Here is an 18,250-nt window from a genome sequence, read left to right as displayed (position 1 = left end):
CTCAAGCCCTTCGCGATTTCTTACCCGTTCGACCCCGAACGAACCCCGGGTCTCAGCATACGAGGTCTGCTAACCGCAGCCCTCCCGCCGCACCCAACCACGACACTGTCATGAGCCTCACCGGCAAATCATTCTCGCTAGAGCGGACGCGCAACATCGGCATCTCGGCCCACATCGACGCGGGCAAGACGACGACCACCGAGCGCATCCTCTACTACACCGGGCGCACCCACCGCATCGGCGAAGTCCACGAGGGCGGCGCCACGATGGACTGGATGGAGCAGGAAAAGGAGCGCGGCATCACGATCACGTCGGCCGCGACCACCGCTGAGTGGAAGGATCACCGCATCAACATCATCGACACGCCCGGGCACGTCGACTTCACCGTGGAGGTGGAGCGTTCGCTCCGCGTGCTCGACGGCGCGATTGCGCTGTTCTGTTCCGTGGGTGGCGTCGAGCCGCAGTCGGAGACGGTGTGGCGGCAGATGAACAAGTATGATGTGCCGCGCATCGCGTTCGTCAACAAGATGGACCGTACGGGCGCGGACTTCGCGAACGCGGTCGAGATGATGAACGACCGCCTGAGCGCGAACGCCGTCCCGGTCCAGATCCCGATCGGCGAAGGCGACATGTTCCGTGGCGTCATCGACCTCATCGAGAACAAGGCCATCGTCTGGGACGACTCGACGCAGGGCGCGACCTGGGACGAGATTGACGTGCCGGAAGACCTCAAGACAGTCGCCCGCAAGTGGCGCATCAACCTCCTGGAGGCCGTTGCCGAGCACGACGACGACCTGCTGATGCAGTACCTCGAAGGCGAGGTGATCGCCCCCGAGGACATCAAGCGCGTCGTTCGTGAGGCCACGCTGTCGATCGACATTACACCGGTCTTCTGCGGCTCCGCCTTCAAGAACAAGGGCGTGCAGCGCCTGCTCGACGGTGTCATCGACTACCTCCCGAGCCCGCTCGACGTGCCGCCGCTTACGGGCAACCGCCCGCGCAGCGAGGAGGAGGTCACGCGTCTCCCCGACCCCGACGGCCCGCTGGCCGCCATCGCGTTCAAGATCGCGACCGACCCCTACGTCGGCCGTCTGACCTTCGCGCGGGTCTACTCGGGTACGCTCAACAAGGGCGACTCGCTCGTCAACGCGACCTCCGAGAAGAAGGAGCGCGCTGGCCGCCTCATGTTCATGCACGCCAACACGCGTGAGGATGTGAGCCAGGTCAAGGCAGGCGACATCTGCGCCATCGTGGGCCTCAAGAACACCAAGACCGGCGACACGCTCTGCGACCCCAACGACCTCGTCGTGCTGGAGTCGATGGACTTCCCTGAGCCGGTCATCCGCATTGCCATCGAGCCGAAGACCAAGGCCGACATCGACAAGCTCGGTCTCGGTCTTCAGAAGCTTGCCGAGGAGGACCCGACCTTCAAGGTGTCCTCGGACGAGGAGACTGGCCAGACCCTCATCGCAGGGATGGGCGAGCTCCACCTCGAGATCATCGTAGACCGCCTCAAGCGCGAGTTCAAGGTCGAGGCCAACGTCGGCAAGCCGCAAGTAGCCTACCGCGAGGCGATCACCTCGTCGGTGGACCACAAGTACACGCACAAGAAGCAGTCCGGCGGTCGCGGCCAGTTCGCGCACATCGAGGTCGAGTTCATCCCGACCGACGACGGCGTCGGCTTCGAGTTCATCGACGAGATCAAGGGCGGCAACATCCCGCGCGAGTTCATTCCTTCCGTCGAAAAGGGCATCGCCAGCGCCCTCGACCAGGGCCCGCTCGCGGGCTACCCGATCGAAGGCATCAAGGCACGTCTCTACGACGGGAAGTACCACAACGTGGACTCCGACCAGATGTCGTTTGAGATCGCGGGCCGCATGGCCTTCCGCGAAGCCGCTCGCCGTGCGAAGCCGGTCATCATGGAGCCCTACATGGACGTCGAGGTGATTACGCCCGAAGAGTACATGGGCGATGTGATCGGCGACCTCAACTCCCGCCGTGGCCGCATCGAGTCGATGGGCCAGCGCAACGACGCGCAGGTCATCAAGGCGATGGTCCCGCTGAGTGAGATGTTCGGCTACTCGACCGACCTCCGCTCGATCACCCAGGGCCGCGCGCTCTACTCGATGCAGTTCGACCACTACGAGGAGACGCCGAAGTCGATCGCTGAAGAGATCGTCGCCTCCAAATCCGCGATGGTCGCTTAAGCGGCACCGCGAAACACCAACCTGAACAACCACCCCGGGCGCGGGAGCGTCCACTTCCGCTAACGCAGACGCTCCCCATTCGGGGCGAAACCAACTCCAGTTATGGCTAAGGAAACGTTCCAGCGCACCAAGCCCCACGTCAACGTCGGCACCATCGGCCACGTCGACCACGGCAAGACCACCCTCACCGCCGCCATCACCAAGGTCCTCGCCGAGGCCCAGGGCGGCACCGCGATGAACTTCGAGGACATCGACAACGCCCCCGAGGAGCGCGAGCGCGGCATCACCATCGCCACGGCCCACGTCGAGTACGAGACCGACAACCGCCACTACGCCCACGTCGACTGCCCCGGCCACGCCGACTACGTCAAGAACATGGTCACGGGCGCGGCCCAGATGGACGGCGCCATCCTCGTGGTCGCCGCCACCGACGGCCCGATGCCGCAGACGCGCGAGCACATCCTCTTGGCCCGCCAGGTCGGCGTGCCGTCGCTGGTCGTGTTCCTGAACAAGGCCGACCTCGTCGACGACGAGGAGCTCCTGGAGCTCGTCGAGATGGAAGTCCGTGAGCTCTTGAGCCAGTACGAGTTCCCGGGCGACGACATCCCGGTGATCCGCGGGTCGGCGCTCGGCGCGCTCAACGGCGAAGACCAATGGGTGGCGACGGTGAACGAGCTCATGGCGTCGGTGGACGACTACATCCCGACGCCGGAGCGCGACGAGGACAAGCCGTTCCTGATGCCGGTGGAGGACGTGTTCTCGATCACAGGCCGCGGGACGGTGGTGACGGGCCGTGCCGAGCGCGGCGTCTTGAAGGTCGGCGAGACGGTCGAGATCGTGGGCATGCAGGAGGAGAAGCTGACGACCACCGTGACGGGGATCGAGATGTTTCGGAAGCTGCTGGACCAGGTGCAGGCGGGCGACAACGCCGGGATCCTGCTGCGCGGCACGAAGAAGGACGAGGTGCAGCGCGGGATGGTGGTGTGCAAGCCTGGAAGCATCAAGCCGCACCGGGAGTTCGAGTGCGAGGTGTACGTCTTGAGCAAAGAGGAGGGGGGGCGCCACACGCCGTTCTTCAAGGGGTACCGTCCGCAGTTCTACTTCCGCACGACGGATGTCACGGGTGATATCGAGCTGAACGAGGGGGTAGAGATGGTGATGCCGGGGGACAACACGCAGTTCCGGGTGAAGCTGATCCAGCCGGTGGCGATGGAGGAGGGGTTGCGGTTTGCGATCCGCGAGGGTGGCCGGACGGTGGGTGCGGGCGTCGTCGCCAAAATCCTCGACTAAGACAACTGAACACGCGAAGGGGCGGTGGCCCAACTCACCGCCCCTTTGTCATGTCCGCTCGGCGGACCCAATCCTGAGACAGCCACATGGCTAGCCAGAAAATCCGAATCAAGCTCAAGTCGTACGACCACACGCTGGTCGACAAGAGCGCCGAGAAGATCATCAAGACGGTGAAGTCCACCGGCGCGGTGGTGAGCGGCCCGATCCCGCTCCCGACCGAGAAAGCGATCTACACGGTGCTCCGCGGCCCGCACGTCGACAAGAAGAGCCGTGACCAGTTCGAGCACCGCTCGCACAAGCGTCTCATCGACATCCTCTCGACCTCGTCGAAGACCGTGGATGCGCTGATGAAGCTCGAACTCCCTAGCGGCGTCGACGTCGAGATCAAGGTCTGATCAAACCGCCGCGCCTCGCTTGCGGCAACGTGCTCTCCTATGCTTCGCCTCTCCTTCCTGCTCATGTTCGCGCTCGTCCTGGTCGCCTGCGACTCGGAAGAGACGACGATGTCCGACACCGACCTCTTCGTCGGAGTCTGGACGGGCACGAGCCTGAATGTGGAGACGCGGGTGCTCGGGGTGCCGGTCACTGTGCCTGTCTACGATGTAGACGACAACGGTGGCACGCTGACGGCGACATTCACCGAGAACGGCCCCTTCACCTTCGACCTCGACGTCGAGGATGGGAGCACGTTCGAAATCGGCGGTGTCGAGTTCCCGCTCACCGACTTCACGGTGTCTGGTACCTACGCCATCAACGAGAGCACTGGGCAGATCACGCTCACGCTCCTGTCGACCAGCCAAGGCGATGTTGGCGGCGATGGTAACTACGACTTCAACGGCGACAACCGCCTTGAACTAAGTGTCGAAGACCCCGACTTGGTCGAGGCGCTCATCGGGCTCGCCGACTTCGACAACCCCCTGCCTGACGGCACTATCCGCGGCGCATCGATATCGCTGCAACGCGGCTCTTAATTCCTGTTCACGCTTAACTTAATCTGAGGATTACAATGAGCGGCCTCATCGGCAAAAAGCTCGGCATGACGAGCGTCTTCGATGACGCGGGCAACAACCAGATTTGCACCGTCATCGAACTCGGTCCGAACGTCGTGACCCAGATCCGCACGCTTGAGACGGACGGCTACAGCGCCGTCCAGCTCGGCTTCGGCACCAAGAAGGCCAAGCGCACGACGAAGGCGCTCCAGGGCCACTTCGAGAAAGCCGGCCTGGACGACTACCCGCGCCGCGTCGTGGAATTCCGCGACCACTCAGGCGCGGGCGAGTACGGCCTCGGCGACGCGGTCACGGTCGACGCGATCTTCGAAGAAGGCGACACGGTCAACGTGGTCGGCACCTCGAAGGGCAAAGGCTTCCAGGGCGTCGTGAAGCGCCACGGCTTCAGCGGGGTCAACGACCAGACGCACGGCCAGCACAACCGCCAGCGCGCGCCCGGCTCCATCGGCCAGGCGTCGGACCCGGCGAAGGTCTTCAAGGGCATCAAGATGCACGGCCGCACCGGCGGCGACCGCGTCACGGTCAAGAACCTTCGCGTGATCCGTGTGATGGCCGACAAGAACCTGCTGCTCGTCAAGGGTGCGGTTCCCGGCCACAAGAACGGCATCGTAGAAATCCACAAAGTCCAGCGATAACGCCAGAGCCTACGGGCTAGCCGTTATCCAACCATTGCTCCCATGAAACTCCCCGTTTACTCCCGATCCGGTGCTGAGACCGGCCGCGAGGTCGAGCTGGACGCTGAGATCTACGAGGTCGAGCCGAACGACCACGTCATCTGGCTCGACGTCCGCTCGATCCAGGCGGCAGGCCGCCAGGGCACCCACAAGACCAAAGAACGCAGCGAAGTCGCCAAGTCGACCCGCAAGCTCTACCGCCAGAAAGGCACCGGCAACGCCCGTGCTGGCGACGCCAAGAGCCCGACGCGTCGCGGCGGTGGCACCATCTTCGGGCCCCGTCCGCACAAGTACTCCGTCGGCGTGAACCGCAAGACGAAGCAGCGTGCGCGCCGCTCGGCCTTCGCATACAAGCTCCAGGACGAAGCGCTCCGCATCGTCGAGGACTTCACGCTCGACGTGCCCAAGACGAAAGAGATAGCCGCTTTCACCGCCGCGCTCGACGTGGCCGGCCGGAAGGTGCTACTCCTCACGAAGGAGTCTGACCAGACGCTCTACCGCGCTGGCCGCAACCTGCCCAAGTTTGACGTTAAGCCCGCTACCGAGGCGTCCACGCTCGACGTGATGAACGCGCAGGTCGTCCTGATTCAGGAAGGCGCTGTCGAAGGGCTCACCGCCGCGCTCACCCCGACCAAGAAGCACGCCGAAGCTGCCTAAGGCGCGCGGCCAGACCGACTGAACCATCATGGCGAACGACATCCTCATCCGCCCGCTCATCACCGAGAAGCTAACCCGCCTCATGGAGGAGGGCCACTACGCCTTCGAGGTCAAGAGCGACGCTAACAAGATCGAAATCCGTAAGGCCGTCGAGGAACGCTATCCCGACGTCGACATCGCGTCGGTCCGCACGATGATCGTGCGCGGCAAGCGCAAGCGGCAGTACACCCGCCGTGGCCTCGTTCAGGGCCGCGAAGCCTCCTACAAGAAGGCCATCGTGACGCTCAAGAGCGGCGAGATCGACTTCTTCGAAAACATCTGATGATGAGTGCGGCAGCGCTCCGGTCAAGCGGTGTGGCGGTGATTGCCTCCCACTGCGACACCGCTGCACCGCAACACAGAAACACACGCAACTAGGCGCAAAGCCCGGGCGACCGACGCCGGGCAGGTAAGCCTCAACCACTGAACCCATGGCGATTCGCAAGCTCAAGCCGAATACCCCCGGCCAGCGTCAGCGCAGCGTCGCCGCCTTCGACGAGATCACCAAGTCGAAGCCGGAGAAGAGCCTGCTCGCGCCCCTCAAGAAGAAGGGCGGACGCAACAACAACGGGCGCATCACGACCCGGCACCAGGGCGGCGGCCACAAGCGCCGCTACCGCATCATCGACTTCAAGCGCGACAAGATGGGCATCCCCGCCAAGGTCGCGTCGGTCGAGTACGACCCGAACCGCTCGGCGCGCATCGCGCTGCTGGTCTACGCCGACGGTGAAAAGCGCTACATCATCGCGCCCGACAAGATCCAGGTCGGCATGACGGTGATGAACGGGCCGGACGCCCCGCCGGAACTCGGCAACTGCCTCCCGCTCAAGAATCTGCCGCTCGGTACGACGGTCCACGCCATCGAGATGAAGCCGGGCCGTGGTGCTCAGCTTGCTCGCTCGGCGGGCACGTCGGCGCAGCTCACGGCGCGCGAAGGCAAGTACGCCACGCTCAAGATGCCGTCGGGCGAAGTCCGCATGGTGCCGGTCGACTGCATGGCCACCGTTGGCGTCGCATCGAACCCGGACCACATGAACATCGAGATCGGCAAAGCCGGTCGCAAGCGCTGGCTCGGCGTCCGTCCGAAGACGCGCGGTGTGGCCATGAACCCGATCGACCACCCGATGGGTGGTGGTGAAGGCAAGGCCTCCGGTGGTCACCCGAAGAGCCCGACCGGCGTGCCGGCGAAGGGCTACAAGACGCGCTCGAAGAAGAAGGCGTCCAACAAGCTCATCGTCCGTAAGCGCGGCAAGCGCCGGTAGACCTTTTTGATGTTGGATCGATGATTTTCGATTGGTAGCAGAGCCTGCCTTAAATCTCAAATCAAAAATCCCCAATCGACAATCCCATGGCTCGTTCCCTACGTAAAGGCCCCTTTGTCCACTACAAGCTCGCCCGCAAGGTCGACGCGATGAACGAGGGCGGCGGCAAAAAGAAGGTCATCAAGACCTGGAGCCGCGCCTCGATGATCACGCCGGACATGATCGGCCTCACCATCGCCGTGCACAACGGCAAGCAGTTCATCCCGGTCTACGTGACCGAGAACATGATCGGCCACAAGCTCGGCGAGTTCTCGCCGACCCGCACCTACCGCGGACACGCCGCCGACAAGAAAGACAAGCGCCGCCGATAGACCAGTGACTCAGTGAGCAGTGGTTCAGTAGTTCAGTGATGCCTCGATTGCGCATCCTGAGAAACTGAAGCACTGAAAGCCTGAAAAACTGAAGCACCAATCCTATGCAAGCCACAGCCAAAGCCAAGCACATCCGGATCAGCCCGCGCAAGATGCGGATCGTCGCGGACGTCGTCCGGGGCCAAAACGTGCAGGAATCGCTCAACACGCTGCACTTCATGCCGCAGAAGGCCACCGCCTTCATCGAGCGCACCATCCAGTCGGCGGTCGCCAACCTGCTCGACCAGAACCGCGACGAGCGGATCGACGAGGAGGCGCTCATCGTGAGCGAGATCTACGTCGACGAGGGGCCGATGCTCAAGCGGTTCCAGCCGGTATCGCGCGGTCGTGCACACCCGATCCTGAAGCGCTCCAGCCACCTCACGGTCGTCGTGGCGCTCCCCGAAGACGAACTCGAAGAAGCATAAACGCCGAATATCATGGGTCAGAAAATCCACCCCACCGGCTTCCGTCTCGGCGTGATCCGCGGCTGGGAGTCCAACTGGTACGAAGACGGTTCTTACCGCGACAAGATTGTCGAAGACGAGGAGATTCGTCGCTACCTCCAGGCGCGCCTCAAGCGTGCTGGCCTAGCGCGCATCGTTATCGAGCGCACGCCGAAGCGCGTCATCCTGACGCTCCACACGAGTCGTCCGGGCGTCGTGATCGGCCGCGGCGGTGCCGAAGTCGAGAAGCTGCGCCAGGAACTGCGCAAGCTCACCGACAAGGACATCCAGATTAACATCAGCGAGATCAAGCGTCCGGAGCTTGACGCCCAGCTGGTCGCGGACAACATCGCGCAGCAGCTCGAAGGCCGCATCTCCTACCGCCGCGCGATGAAGCAGGCGATGGGCGCGGCAATGCGCATGGGTGCCGAGGGCATCCGCATCAAGCTCGCAGGCCGCCTCGGCGGTGCGGAGATGGGCCGCGTCGAGCAGTATCTCGAAGGCCGCGTGCCGCTCCACACCATCCGCGCTGACATTGACTACGCGGAGGGCACGGCCTACACGATCTACGGCACCTGCGGTGTCAAGGTCTGGATCTACCGGGGCGAGATCCTCGGCAAGCCCGACCTTAGCCCGAACGTGCAGCAGCAGCGCGCGCAGTCGCAGCCAGCCCCGCCGGATCGTCGTCGTGACCGTGGTGGTCGTGGCGGTCGCGATGGAGGCCGCGGCGGACGCGACGGTGGCCGTGGTCGCGGCGGCCGTGGCGGCAACCGCTCCTAAGCGCAGCCGCCCCCCAGCACTGAACAGCCTTTAGCTCACTCGCAGCGGCCCTGTCTTCCGCGCCGCTGCCCAACCGACGAGAATTGCCATGTTAATGCCTAAGCGGACGAAGTACCGCAAGATGCAGAAGGGCCGCATGAAGGGCAACGCCCAGCGCGGCACCCGCGTCGACTTCGGCGACTTCGGCATCAAGGCCCTCGAAGCGGGCTGGATCACGAGCCGCCAGATCGAGGCCGCCCGTATCTCGATGACGCGCCGCATGAAGCGTGTCGGCAAGGTGTGGATCCGCATCTTCCCCGACAAGCCGATCACGAAGAAGCCTGCCGAGACCCGCATGGGTAAGGGCAAGGGCTCGCCCGAGTACTGGGTGGCCGTCGTGAAGCCCGGCCGCATCCTGTTCGAGATCGGCGGCATCGACGAAGAGACCGGTCGCGAGGCCATGCGCCTGGCGATCCAGAAGCTGCCGATCAAGTGCAAGATCGTCGTGCGCCCCGCCTACGAGGCCGAGAAGAACGCCTAAGCGAGCGCTCACCCGCGCCCCCTCGCTCAAGCGCGTCCACCGTCACTGACTAGACCTATGAAGCCCAAAGACATCCGCGAGCTGTCTGCTGCTGAAATCCAGCAGCGCATCACCGAGGAGCAGCAGGCCATCCGGGACCTCACGTTCCGGCACACCATCACGCCCCTCGACGATCCGCTCACGCTGCGCCGCAAGCGCCGTGAGGTCGCTCGCCTCAAGACCATCCTCAAGGAGAAGAGCGCCTGAGCGTCTTCCCTTCCGACAACCCGTAGTTGGTGAGGTGTCGGCTCACCAAGCGAAGCAAACCGCTGACAACCCATGGAACCGAAAGACACTACTGCTCCCGAAGCAGGCACGGCCGCTGAGCCGGTAGTCGACGCCACCGAGACGCCGAACACGGCGGTCGAGGACGACGCCCCTGTTGCCGCTGAAGCACCGGCCCCCGCGCCGGTCGCCCCCGCGCCGGTCATGGCCCCGGCTGCTGACGAGACGAAAGAGGACGCGCCCAAGAGCCGCAACGCGCGCAAGGAGCGTATCGGCCTTGTCGTCTCCGACAAGATGGACAAGACCATCACCGTCGCCGTGCAGCGCCAGGTCAAGCACCCGATCTACGGCAAGATCATCAAGAAGACGACCAAGCTGAAGGCGCACGACGCGACGAACAACGCCGGCGAAGGCGACACCGTCCGCATCCGCGAGACGCGCCCCATGTCGAAGACGAAGCGTTGGATGCTCGTCGAAGTTCTCGAACGCCGCCGCTAAGCCAACGGGTTGAAGGTGTAAGGTGGAACGCTCATGCGCTGAGCGGCTCACCCTTCAACGTTCAACACTCACCCTTTAACTCGTCTAGTCATGATCCAGCAAGAATCTCGACTCAACGTCGCGGACAACTCGGGGGCAAAAGAAGTCCTCTGCATCCGCGTCCTCGGCGGCTCAGGTCGCCGCTACGCCCGCGTGGGCGACAAGATCGTCGTGACCGTGAAGTCGGCCATTCCCGGCGGCAACGTGAAGAAGGGGCAGGTGTCCCGCGCCGTGGTCGTTCGCACGAAGAAGGAATACCGTCGCAAGGACGGCTCGTACATCCGCTTCGACGAGAACGCCGCCGTGCTCCTCAACGACGCCGACGAGCCCCGCGGCACCCGCATCTTCGGGCCCGTCGCCCGCGAGCTCCGCGAGAAGGAGTTCATGCGCATCGTCTCCCTCGCCCCCGAAGTCCTCTAATTGACGATTTGAGATTTTCGATTGACGATTGGGTCAATACGCACCCATAAATCGAAAATCATAAATCAAAAATCGCCAATCCTATTATGCCTCGTACCAAGAACAAGCAGAAGAAGCTCCACATCAAGAAGGGCGATCGGGTCGTGCTGACGAAGGCGATCACCTCCGCAAAGTCGCTCGGTCGCGACCGCGCCAAGGGCTACCAGAGCCGCGTGCTCGCCGTAATGCCCGAGAAGGAGCAGGTGATCGTGGAGGGCGTCAACGTGCGCATCCGCCACACGAAGCCCAACCAGACCTACCCGAACGGCGGCCGCATCGAGCGCGAAGCGCCGATCCATGTCTCCAACGTGCTCCCCGTGGACTCCGACGGCAACGCGACCCGCGTCGGGCGCAAGCGCATCGAAGATCCTGAGACGGGCAAGGGCCGCTGGGTCCGCTACGCCAAGACCACCGGCGAAGAGCTCGACAGCTAAGTCCGACGCTGCGCCTCCAGCCCGCCTTCGCGTTTGAAGTGTGGACAAAGCCCAGGGCGCGCAGAACATCCTCCACCCGCCTCCGTTTCTCCTCGGCTGCCCCGACTGCACCAAGCTCAGCACGACAACGCCCGGCGCGCAGCCAGAACGAACCCATTCCGATGGAAGACTACATCCCCCGCCTGAAGACGAAGTACCGCGAGGAGGTGATGCCTGCGCTCACCGAGCGCTTCGGCTACGACAACGTCATGCAGGTCCCGCGCCTCGTCAAGATCAGCGTCAACAAGGGCGTTGGTGAGGCCGCAACAAACAAGAAGGTCCTCACCGATACCATCGAGGAGTTGCGCAAGATCACTGGGCAGCAGCCGGTCACGCGCCGCGCTCGCAAGAGCGTCTCGAACTTCAAGATCCGCGACGGCATGCCGATTGGCGCGTCTGTGACGCTGCGCGACGCCAAGATGTGGGAGTTCCTCGACCGCTTCGTGACGCTAGCGCTCCCTCGCGTCCGTGACTTCCGCGGTGTCCCCGACCGCTCGTTTGACGGCCGGGGCAACTACACGCTCGGCGTCAAGGAGCAGATCATCTTCCCCGAGATCGACATCGATAAGGTGGACCGCGTGAGCGGGATGGACGTGACGTTCGTCACCACCGCCGAGACCGACGAGGAGGCCTACTGGCTGCTCAAGGAACTCGGGATGCCGTTCGTCCGCCGCGGCGAAGAGGAACTCGCCTAACTCCAACCTCCAGATTTTGACTGAATCATGGCACGTACTGCCGTCATCGCCCGCCAGAAAAAGCGCGAACGTCTCGTCGCGAAATACGCCGCGAGGCGTCGCCGCATGAAGGCCGAGGGCGATTGGGAGGGCCTCCAGAAGCTCCCCAAGAATGCCAGCCCGGTGCGTCTGCACAACCGCTGCGCCCTCACGGGCCGTCCGCGCGGTTACATGCGCAAGTTTGGCATCAGCCGCGTCATGTTCCGCGAGCTCGCGCTCCAGGGCAAGATCCCCGGCATCCGCAAGTCGAGCTGGTAGGCCCGACCCCTGAGCCTCCAGGCTCCGCCCGCCGAGCGCATCGGTCAGCCGACCCGGTCGGCGTTTCTCTAGCGATTAAGTGGCGTGCCTCCTACTGCACTGCGGGGCCGCACAAACTGGTCGAAGAACCCACTTTCCATGAGCGCGATCACTGATCCCGTCGCGGACTACCTCACCCGCATCCGCAACGCCCAGAAGGCCCGTCACCCCCACACGGACATCCCCGCGTCAAAGCTCAAGCGAGCGATCACGCAGATTCTTATGGATAAGGGGTACATCAAGAACTACCTCAACATCGACGATGGGAAGCAGGGCCTTCTCCGCGTCTACCTGAAGTACCAGCGCGGCGGCTCCCCCGTGATTGAGCGCCTGGAGCGCGTCTCGACGCCCGGTCTTCGCAAGTATGTCGGCGCCAACCGCCTTCCGCGCGTCAAGAACGGCCTCGGCATCGCCATCCTGTCCACGAGCCAGGGCGTGATGTCGGACAAAGAAGCCCGTCGCGCCGGCATCGGCGGCGAAGTTCTCGCCTACGTCAGCTAAACCAGTCACCGGTCCACGCAGCTTGTCGCCTCGGCGCGCTGCGGGACGCAGGATCTCGAACCCATGTCCCGAATCGGAAAACAGCCGATCCCGCTCACTGACAAGGTCAGCGTGACGATCTCCAGCGGCAACATCGTCTCGGTCAAAGGGCCGAAGGGCGAGCTGGCGCTCCAGGTAGACCCGGACCTGGCGGTAGAGCAGCAGGACGGCGAACTCGTCGTCACTCGCCCGACCGAACAGAAGCGCCACCGCGCGCTCCACGGTCTCTATCGCTCACTCCTGGCCAACAACATCCAGGGCGTCACCGAAGGCTACTCGAAGGAGCTCGAACTCATCGGCGTCGGCTATCGCGCGGCGGTGCAGAACGGCGTTCTCGAACTCGCCCTCGGCTTCTCGCACCCGATCTACTTCCTCCCGCCCGACGGCATCAACATCGAGGCGGAGACGGTGCGCGGCAAGAACCCGAGCGTCAAGATCAGCGGCATCGACAAGCAACTCGTCGGCCAGGTCGCAGCCAAGCTGCGCGCCCTCCGTCCGCCGGAGCCCTACAAGGGCAAGGGCATCCGCTACAAGGGCGAGTACGTCCGCCGCAAGGCCGGTAAGACCGCCGCCCGCTAGTGGTGAAGCGATGGGGCAGTTGAGCAGTGCGGCGGTGTCCGTACTCGTCCACTGCGACACCGCAACACTGAAACACCGCAACACTCCCCACGCGTGGCCGGACGGTCGGAATCGTCGGCCCACAACGCAACCAGACCATGGCAAAGACTGCACGCAAGGTTACGCAGCGCGCTCGCATTCGCCGGCGCATTCGTAGCAAGATCAGCGGTACGGCAGAGCGCCCCCGCCTGAGCGTCTTCCGCTCGAACAAGCACATGTACGCCCAGCTCATCGACGACCTCGCGGGTCGCACGCTCGCCGCGGCGGGCAGCACCGACGGGGGCATCGATGCTGAGCAGAACGCCAGCGAGGTCGGCAAGGCCGTCGGCAAGCTCCTCGCGGAGCGCGCGAAGGACGCCGGCATCACGACCTGCGTCTTCGACCGCGGTGGCTACCGCTACCACGGGCGCGTGAAAGCGCTCGCCGATGGCGCGCGCGAAGGCGGCCTCCAGTTCTAACGACGCACCCACCCAAGACAACCAGATACCACCATGGCCAAGAATGATCGCGGGCGCGGGCGTCGAGCCAAAGCCTCTGAACAATCCAATTACATCGAGCGGCTGGTCGAGGTCAACCGCGTCTCGAAGACCGTGAAGGGCGGGCGTCGCCTGTCGTTCAACGCCATCGTCGTCGTCGGTGACGGCAACGGTGCCGTCGGCCACGGTCTTGGCAAAGCCAACGAGGTGGCGGACGCCATCGCGAAGGGCACCGAGGTCGCCAAGAAGAGCATGATCCGGGTGCCGATCACGAAGAACGGCACGATCCCGCACGCCGTGCGTGGTCGCAATGACGCAGGCGTGGTGCTCCTCAAGCCGGCGAGCGAGGGTACGGGCGTGATCGCGGGCGGCGGCGTGCGCGCCGTACTCGAATGCGCGGGCGTCAAGAACGTGCTCTCGAAGAGCCAGGGCTCGTCCAACCCACACAACGTCGTTGCGGCGGCGGTAGACGCGCTCGGTCAACTCGAAGACCCCGCCGAGACGGCCAAGCGCCGCGGCATCTCGCTCAAGCGCGTCTACGAAGGCTAAGCCGAAGTTTGAAGTGGGAAGCCAGGAGCGGCTAGTTCCAGCTTCCACATACCCTAGTTCGATGTCGAAACTGAAAATCACGCAGACCCGCAGCACGATCCGGCGTTCGCAGGTCCAGAAGCGCACCATTGAGGCGCTCGGGCTGGGCCGCATCGGCAAGTCGGTCGAGCAAAACGACACGCCGCAGATCCAGGGCATGATCGCGAAGGTAAAGCACCTCATCGCGGTCGAGCCGGTGGACGCGGCGTAGCACTCTGGATTTCCCACCGCTGTCATCCTGAACTCGTTTCAGGGTCTCCCACAGCTTGTTGAGATGCTGAATCAAGTTCAGCATGACTAAAATGGAAAACAGAGTCCATACGCATCCTTGCGAATAGGGCGTAAAGCCCGGCGCGGCGGCTAGGACCCTGGCGGCTGCGTTTCTATGTTCTGACTCTTTGCGAGTCCGCCACGCCGTTCGTCCGACGGCCCGGTAGGCGCCCTTAGCCAACTATAAATCATGGACCTCAGCAAGCTCACGCCTGCAAAAGGCAGCACGCACTCGAAGAAGCGCATCGGCCGCGGCCAGGGCAGCGGCTACGGTGGCACCTCTACCAAGGGTCACAAGGGCCAGAAGAGCCGCTCCGGTGGCAAGCTCCCCGCGTGGTTCGAAGGCGGTCAGATGCCGCTCCAGCGTCGCCTGCCGAAGTTCGGCTTCAAGAACCGCTTCCGCGTTGCCTACGATCCGGTCAACCTCAGCCGCCTCGGTCGTCTCGTCGAAGACGGCGTGCTCGAAGACGGTGCGACGGTGACGCCCGACACGCTCCGCGCGCTCGGCATCGGCGGCAAGAACGGCCGCTTCAAAATCCTTGGCGACGGCGACTTCTCGGCCAAGCTCAACGTGACGGCCCACGCCTTCTCGAAGTCGGCCATCCGGAAGATCGAGGCTGCGGGCGGCTCTGCCACCACCGTCGACGGCGACGCTTCCTCCGACGACGTCCCCTCGGGCGCCGACGCCCCTGCCGACGCCTAAGCTCTCCACCCGTGCGGAGACGACGGTCTAGCCCCCGCGACACGCGCGGCTAGGCGGCTCCGCGAAGCTCCCCAATCCCCATGGCCTCCTTCACGGAAAGCCTCCAGAATATCTGGCGCATCGTCGAGCTGCGTCAGCGCATCCTGTTCACGCTCGGGCTGCTCCTCGTCTACCGTGTCGGCGCGTACATCACGCTGCCTGGTGTGGACGCGGGCCAACTCGAAGACCTCGTCGGCGAAGGCTTTGGCGGGCTGCTCGGGTTGTTCGACATGTTTGTCGGGGGCGCGTTCAGCCAGGCAGGCATCTTCGCGCTCGGCATCATGCCGTACATCACGGCGTCGATCATCTTCCAGCTCTTGGGCGCGGTCAGCCCGACCGTCCAGAAGTTGCAGCGCGAGGGCGAGGACGGACGCCGCAAGATCACGCAGTGGACACGCTACGCGACGGTCGGCATCACAGCGCTCCAGGCCATCGGCTACGCCATCAACTTGCGCGTGCAGTTTGGCGATGCCATCGTGGTGAGTGACACGGCCTTTATGGTCTCGGCGGTCATCATCCTGACAGCCGGTACCGTGTTCGTGATGTGGCTCGGCGAGCGCATCACCGAGAAGGGCATCGGCAACGGTATCTCGCTCCTCATCACCGTGAGCATCATCACGTTCCTGCCGACGGCGATGCTGAACGAGTTCCAGCGCGAGACCTCGAACGTCTTCATCTTCCTGATCGAGATCGGGGCGCTCTTCCTCGTCACGATGGGCATTGTCTACGTCACGCAGGGCACGCGCCGCATCCCAGTGCAGTACGCCAAGCGCGTGGTCGGCCGCAAGGTCTATGGCGGCGCGACGCAGTACCTCCCGCTCCGCGTCAACGCGGCGGGCGTCATGCCGATCATCTTCGCGCAGTCGATCATGTTCATCCCAGCGACGATCGCCTCGTTCTTCCCGGACAGCACGTTCTGGCAGAGCATCGGCGGCGCGACGGCGGACATCTTCGGGTTCTGGTACTCGCTGATCTTCTTCGTCCTCTGCGTCTTCTTTACCTACTTCTACACCGCTATCGCGGTGAACCCGCAGGAAATGGCGGACACGATGAAGCGCCAGGGCGGCTTCATTCCGGGCATCCGGCCGGGCAAGCAGACCAACGAGTTCATCGACAACATCCTCACGCGGATCACGCTGCCGGGCTCGCTCTTCATCGGGGTCGTGGCCATCCTCCCGGCGGTTGCGTTCCAGTTCGGCATCCTGCCCGGCTTCGCGAGCTTCTTCGGCGGCACGAGCCTTCTCATTATGGTCGGCGTGGCACTCGACACGCTCCAGCAGGTGGAGAGCCACCTCCTGATGCGCCACTACGACGGCTTCATGAAGTCCGGCCGCGTGCGCGGACGCCGAGGCTAAAGTGTGTCCGGCCGCTTTTTCGGTGCGGCAGTGAGGCGGTGACTGCTTCAAGCCCACCGCAAAACTGCAACACTCCTATACCGCAACACTCCCATGATCCACCTCAAGAACGAGCGCGACATCGCGGGGCTTCGCCGGTCGGCGGAGCTCGTGGGCGAGGTGCTGACTACCGTCGCGCAGATGGTGGAGCCGGGGGTGGAGACGCACAAGCTAGATGAGGCCGCTGAGGCGCTTATCCGCTCGAAGGGCGCGCGCCCTGCGTTCAAGGGCTACGGCGGCGGTGGCGGCCTCCAGCCGTTTCCCGCGTCGCTCTGCATCTCGCGCAACGACATCGTCGTGCACGGCATCCCCAACGGTACCATCCTCGCCGAGGGGGACATCGTCTCGGTCGATTGCGGCGTGGAACTCGACGGCTACTTTGGTGACTACGCCTACACGTTTGCCGTTGGCGAAATCTCGGAGGAGGACCAGCGGCTCCTAGCTGTCACGAAACAATCGCTCTATGCAGGCATTTCCAACGCCTATGCCGGAAAGCGCCTGGGCGACATCGGTCATGCGGTGCAGACATACTGCGAAGACCGCGGCTATGGCGTTGTGCGTGACCTCGTTGGGCACGGCATCGGCCGACGTCTCCACGAAGACCCGCAGGTCGCCAACTACGGTCGCCAGGGCAAGGGCAAGAAACTCAAGCCCTGCATGACGATTTGCATTGAGCCGATGATCAACCGCGGCACCGCCGACGTGGAGGTCGACCCCGACGGGTGGACTGTCCGCACTGCCGACGGACTGCCGGCCGCGCACTACGAGCACATGGTCGCTGTCCGTCGCGGTCGCGCTGAAATCCTATCCAGCTTTGAATCCATCGAGGCCGCCCTTCGCGCAAGGGGGGCCTTCGTCGCGGAGCCCACGCCGCTCGCGGCTGTCACGTCCTGATTCCAATCGCTTCCTAGTCCATCACACAGCCAGCAAGAGCTATGAAAGTCCGCGCCAGCGTCAAGAAGCGCTCTGCCGACGACAAGATCGTCCGCCGCAAGGGCCGCATCTACATCATCAACAAGAAGAACCCCAAGCACAAGCAGCGCCAGGGGTAAGCGGATTTGCGATAGGAGATTTTTGATTTGCGATTGACGGATTCGTCAGGCATCTCAAAAATCAAAAATCAAAAATCAAAAATCGACCAGCACCTATGCCACGTATCGCAGGAGTCGACGTACCGAACAACAAGCGCGCGGAGTTCGCGCTGACGGACATCTATGGGATCGGGCGCAGCCGCGCCATCGAGATCCTGGAGCGTGCCGAACTCGATCCCACCTCCAAGGCGGAGGACTGGACCGATGAGGAGACACGCCGCGTCCGCCGCCTCATCGAGGACAACTACGTCGTGGAGGGGAACCTCCGCACCGAGATCCAACTCAACATCAAGCGGCTAATGGACATCGGCTGCTACCGCGGTCTGCGCCACCGTCGCGGACTGCCGGTTCGCGGCCAGCGCACGAAGACCAACGCGCGCACCCGCAAGGGCCGCAAGAAGACCGTCGCGGGCAAGAAGAAGGCACCCCGTAAGTAGCGCCCGTTGCGCCCGGCCTCTATGGTTGGGCGTGC

General features: G+C 63.9%; 28 protein-coding genes. All 28 read left to right on the top strand.

Annotation, left to right across the window (positions count from 1 at the left end; translation table 11 throughout):
* The first annotated feature begins 110 nt into the window (after window positions 1-110).
* The 28 genes from fusA (at window position 111) to rpsM (ending at window position 18,215) form a co-directional block, all read left to right on the top strand.
* Window positions 111-2,207, top strand: a complete 2,097-nt coding sequence (gene fusA / locus AAFU51_08170) for an elongation factor G (GenBank protein ID MEO1571232.1) — start codon at window positions 111-113, stop codon at window positions 2,205-2,207.
* Between the two features lie 102 nt (window positions 2,208-2,309).
* Window positions 2,310-3,497 carry an elongation factor Tu gene (gene tuf, locus AAFU51_08165; GenBank protein ID MEO1571231.1) on the top strand — a complete coding sequence of 396 codons (1,188 nt, stop codon included), beginning with the start codon at window positions 2,310-2,312 and terminating at the stop codon, window positions 3,495-3,497.
* Window positions 3,498-3,583: 86 nt separating this feature from the next.
* Window positions 3,584-3,892 carry a 30S ribosomal protein S10 gene (gene rpsJ, locus AAFU51_08160; GenBank protein ID MEO1571230.1) on the top strand — a complete coding sequence of 103 codons (309 nt, stop codon included), beginning with the start codon at window positions 3,584-3,586 and terminating at the stop codon, window positions 3,890-3,892.
* Window positions 3,893-3,931: 39 nt separating this feature from the next.
* Window positions 3,932-4,468: a hypothetical protein gene (locus AAFU51_08155; protein MEO1571229.1), complete on the top strand. Its 537-nt coding sequence runs from the start codon at window positions 3,932-3,934 to the stop codon at window positions 4,466-4,468.
* A gap of 35 nt (window positions 4,469-4,503) precedes the next feature.
* Window positions 4,504-5,142 carry a 50S ribosomal protein L3 gene (rplC, locus tag AAFU51_08150; GenBank protein MEO1571228.1) on the top strand — a complete coding sequence of 213 codons (639 nt, stop codon included), beginning with the start codon at window positions 4,504-4,506 and terminating at the stop codon, window positions 5,140-5,142.
* Between the two features lie 42 nt (window positions 5,143-5,184).
* Window positions 5,185-5,838 carry a 50S ribosomal protein L4 gene (gene rplD / locus AAFU51_08145; protein ID MEO1571227.1) on the top strand — a complete coding sequence of 218 codons (654 nt, stop codon included), beginning with the start codon at window positions 5,185-5,187 and terminating at the stop codon, window positions 5,836-5,838.
* A 28-nt stretch (window positions 5,839-5,866) separates the two neighbouring features.
* Window positions 5,867-6,160: a 50S ribosomal protein L23 gene (gene rplW / locus AAFU51_08140; GenBank protein ID MEO1571226.1), complete on the top strand. Its 294-nt coding sequence runs from the start codon at window positions 5,867-5,869 to the stop codon at window positions 6,158-6,160.
* Between the two features lie 148 nt (window positions 6,161-6,308).
* Window positions 6,309-7,139: a 50S ribosomal protein L2 gene (rplB, locus tag AAFU51_08135; protein MEO1571225.1), complete on the top strand. Its 831-nt coding sequence runs from the start codon at window positions 6,309-6,311 to the stop codon at window positions 7,137-7,139.
* Window positions 7,140-7,225: 86 nt separating this feature from the next.
* The gene (gene rpsS / locus AAFU51_08130) at window positions 7,226-7,510 is read left to right on the top strand and encodes a 30S ribosomal protein S19 (protein ID MEO1571224.1); all 285 of its coding nucleotides are present in this window, start codon (window positions 7,226-7,228) and stop codon (window positions 7,508-7,510) included.
* Window positions 7,511-7,614: 104 nt separating this feature from the next.
* Complete coding sequence (rplV, locus tag AAFU51_08125; protein MEO1571223.1) at window positions 7,615-7,977, top strand: 50S ribosomal protein L22; 363 nt, start codon at window positions 7,615-7,617, stop codon at window positions 7,975-7,977.
* A gap of 12 nt (window positions 7,978-7,989) precedes the next feature.
* Window positions 7,990-8,775, top strand: coding sequence for a 30S ribosomal protein S3 (gene rpsC, locus AAFU51_08120; protein ID MEO1571222.1), 786 nt, complete (start codon window positions 7,990-7,992; stop codon window positions 8,773-8,775).
* Window positions 8,776-8,863: 88 nt separating this feature from the next.
* Window positions 8,864-9,295: a 50S ribosomal protein L16 gene (gene rplP / locus AAFU51_08115; GenBank protein ID MEO1571221.1), complete on the top strand. Its 432-nt coding sequence runs from the start codon at window positions 8,864-8,866 to the stop codon at window positions 9,293-9,295.
* Window positions 9,296-9,352: 57 nt separating this feature from the next.
* Window positions 9,353-9,541 (top strand): 50S ribosomal protein L29, encoded by a 189-nt coding sequence (gene rpmC / locus AAFU51_08110; GenBank protein MEO1571220.1) that lies wholly within the window; start codon window positions 9,353-9,355, stop codon window positions 9,539-9,541.
* Between the two features lie 72 nt (window positions 9,542-9,613).
* On the top strand, window positions 9,614-10,057 hold the full coding sequence (rpsQ, locus tag AAFU51_08105) for a 30S ribosomal protein S17 (GenBank protein MEO1571219.1): 444 nt from the start codon (window positions 9,614-9,616) through the stop codon (window positions 10,055-10,057).
* A gap of 90 nt (window positions 10,058-10,147) precedes the next feature.
* Window positions 10,148-10,516 (top strand): 50S ribosomal protein L14, encoded by a 369-nt coding sequence (gene rplN / locus AAFU51_08100; protein MEO1571218.1) that lies wholly within the window; start codon window positions 10,148-10,150, stop codon window positions 10,514-10,516.
* 86 nt (window positions 10,517-10,602) lie between these two features.
* Window positions 10,603-10,989, top strand: coding sequence for a 50S ribosomal protein L24 (rplX, locus tag AAFU51_08095; protein ID MEO1571217.1), 387 nt, complete (start codon window positions 10,603-10,605; stop codon window positions 10,987-10,989).
* 161 nt (window positions 10,990-11,150) lie between these two features.
* Entirely contained in the window at window positions 11,151-11,723 is a 573-nt protein-coding gene (gene rplE / locus AAFU51_08090; protein MEO1571216.1) for a 50S ribosomal protein L5, read from the top strand.
* A 27-nt stretch (window positions 11,724-11,750) separates the two neighbouring features.
* On the top strand, window positions 11,751-12,020 hold the full coding sequence (gene rpsN / locus AAFU51_08085; GenBank protein MEO1571215.1) for a 30S ribosomal protein S14: 270 nt from the start codon (window positions 11,751-11,753) through the stop codon (window positions 12,018-12,020).
* 138 nt (window positions 12,021-12,158) lie between these two features.
* Complete coding sequence (gene rpsH, locus AAFU51_08080) at window positions 12,159-12,560, top strand: 30S ribosomal protein S8 (GenBank protein MEO1571214.1); 402 nt, start codon at window positions 12,159-12,161, stop codon at window positions 12,558-12,560.
* A 63-nt stretch (window positions 12,561-12,623) separates the two neighbouring features.
* Window positions 12,624-13,178 carry a 50S ribosomal protein L6 gene (rplF, locus tag AAFU51_08075; GenBank protein ID MEO1571213.1) on the top strand — a complete coding sequence of 185 codons (555 nt, stop codon included), beginning with the start codon at window positions 12,624-12,626 and terminating at the stop codon, window positions 13,176-13,178.
* Between the two features lie 137 nt (window positions 13,179-13,315).
* Window positions 13,316-13,675 carry a 50S ribosomal protein L18 gene (gene rplR, locus AAFU51_08070; protein MEO1571212.1) on the top strand — a complete coding sequence of 120 codons (360 nt, stop codon included), beginning with the start codon at window positions 13,316-13,318 and terminating at the stop codon, window positions 13,673-13,675.
* 33 nt (window positions 13,676-13,708) lie between these two features.
* Entirely contained in the window at window positions 13,709-14,242 is a 534-nt protein-coding gene (gene rpsE, locus AAFU51_08065; GenBank protein MEO1571211.1) for a 30S ribosomal protein S5, read from the top strand.
* Window positions 14,243-14,303: 61 nt separating this feature from the next.
* On the top strand, window positions 14,304-14,492 hold the full coding sequence (gene rpmD / locus AAFU51_08060) for a 50S ribosomal protein L30 (GenBank protein ID MEO1571210.1): 189 nt from the start codon (window positions 14,304-14,306) through the stop codon (window positions 14,490-14,492).
* A 249-nt stretch (window positions 14,493-14,741) separates the two neighbouring features.
* Window positions 14,742-15,254, top strand: a complete 513-nt coding sequence (gene rplO, locus AAFU51_08055; GenBank protein ID MEO1571209.1) for a 50S ribosomal protein L15 — start codon at window positions 14,742-14,744, stop codon at window positions 15,252-15,254.
* A gap of 80 nt (window positions 15,255-15,334) precedes the next feature.
* Window positions 15,335-16,648, top strand: a complete 1,314-nt coding sequence (gene secY / locus AAFU51_08050) for a preprotein translocase subunit SecY (GenBank protein MEO1571208.1) — start codon at window positions 15,335-15,337, stop codon at window positions 16,646-16,648.
* 93 nt (window positions 16,649-16,741) lie between these two features.
* Complete coding sequence (map, locus tag AAFU51_08045) at window positions 16,742-17,581, top strand: type I methionyl aminopeptidase (protein ID MEO1571207.1); 840 nt, start codon at window positions 16,742-16,744, stop codon at window positions 17,579-17,581.
* Window positions 17,582-17,622: 41 nt separating this feature from the next.
* The gene (rpmJ, locus tag AAFU51_08040) at window positions 17,623-17,739 is read left to right on the top strand and encodes a 50S ribosomal protein L36 (protein ID MEO1571206.1); all 117 of its coding nucleotides are present in this window, start codon (window positions 17,623-17,625) and stop codon (window positions 17,737-17,739) included.
* Between the two features lie 95 nt (window positions 17,740-17,834).
* Window positions 17,835-18,215: a 30S ribosomal protein S13 gene (gene rpsM, locus AAFU51_08035; protein MEO1571205.1), complete on the top strand. Its 381-nt coding sequence runs from the start codon at window positions 17,835-17,837 to the stop codon at window positions 18,213-18,215.
* Window positions 18,216-18,250 lie beyond the last annotated feature (35 nt).

The organism is Bacteroidota bacterium, assembly GCA_039821555.1.
Classification (GTDB): domain Bacteria; phylum Bacteroidota; class Rhodothermia; order Rhodothermales; family Rubricoccaceae; genus JBCBEX01.
Note: the sequence above shows the minus strand (reverse complement) of the source record. Positions and strands in the feature narration are given on the sequence as shown.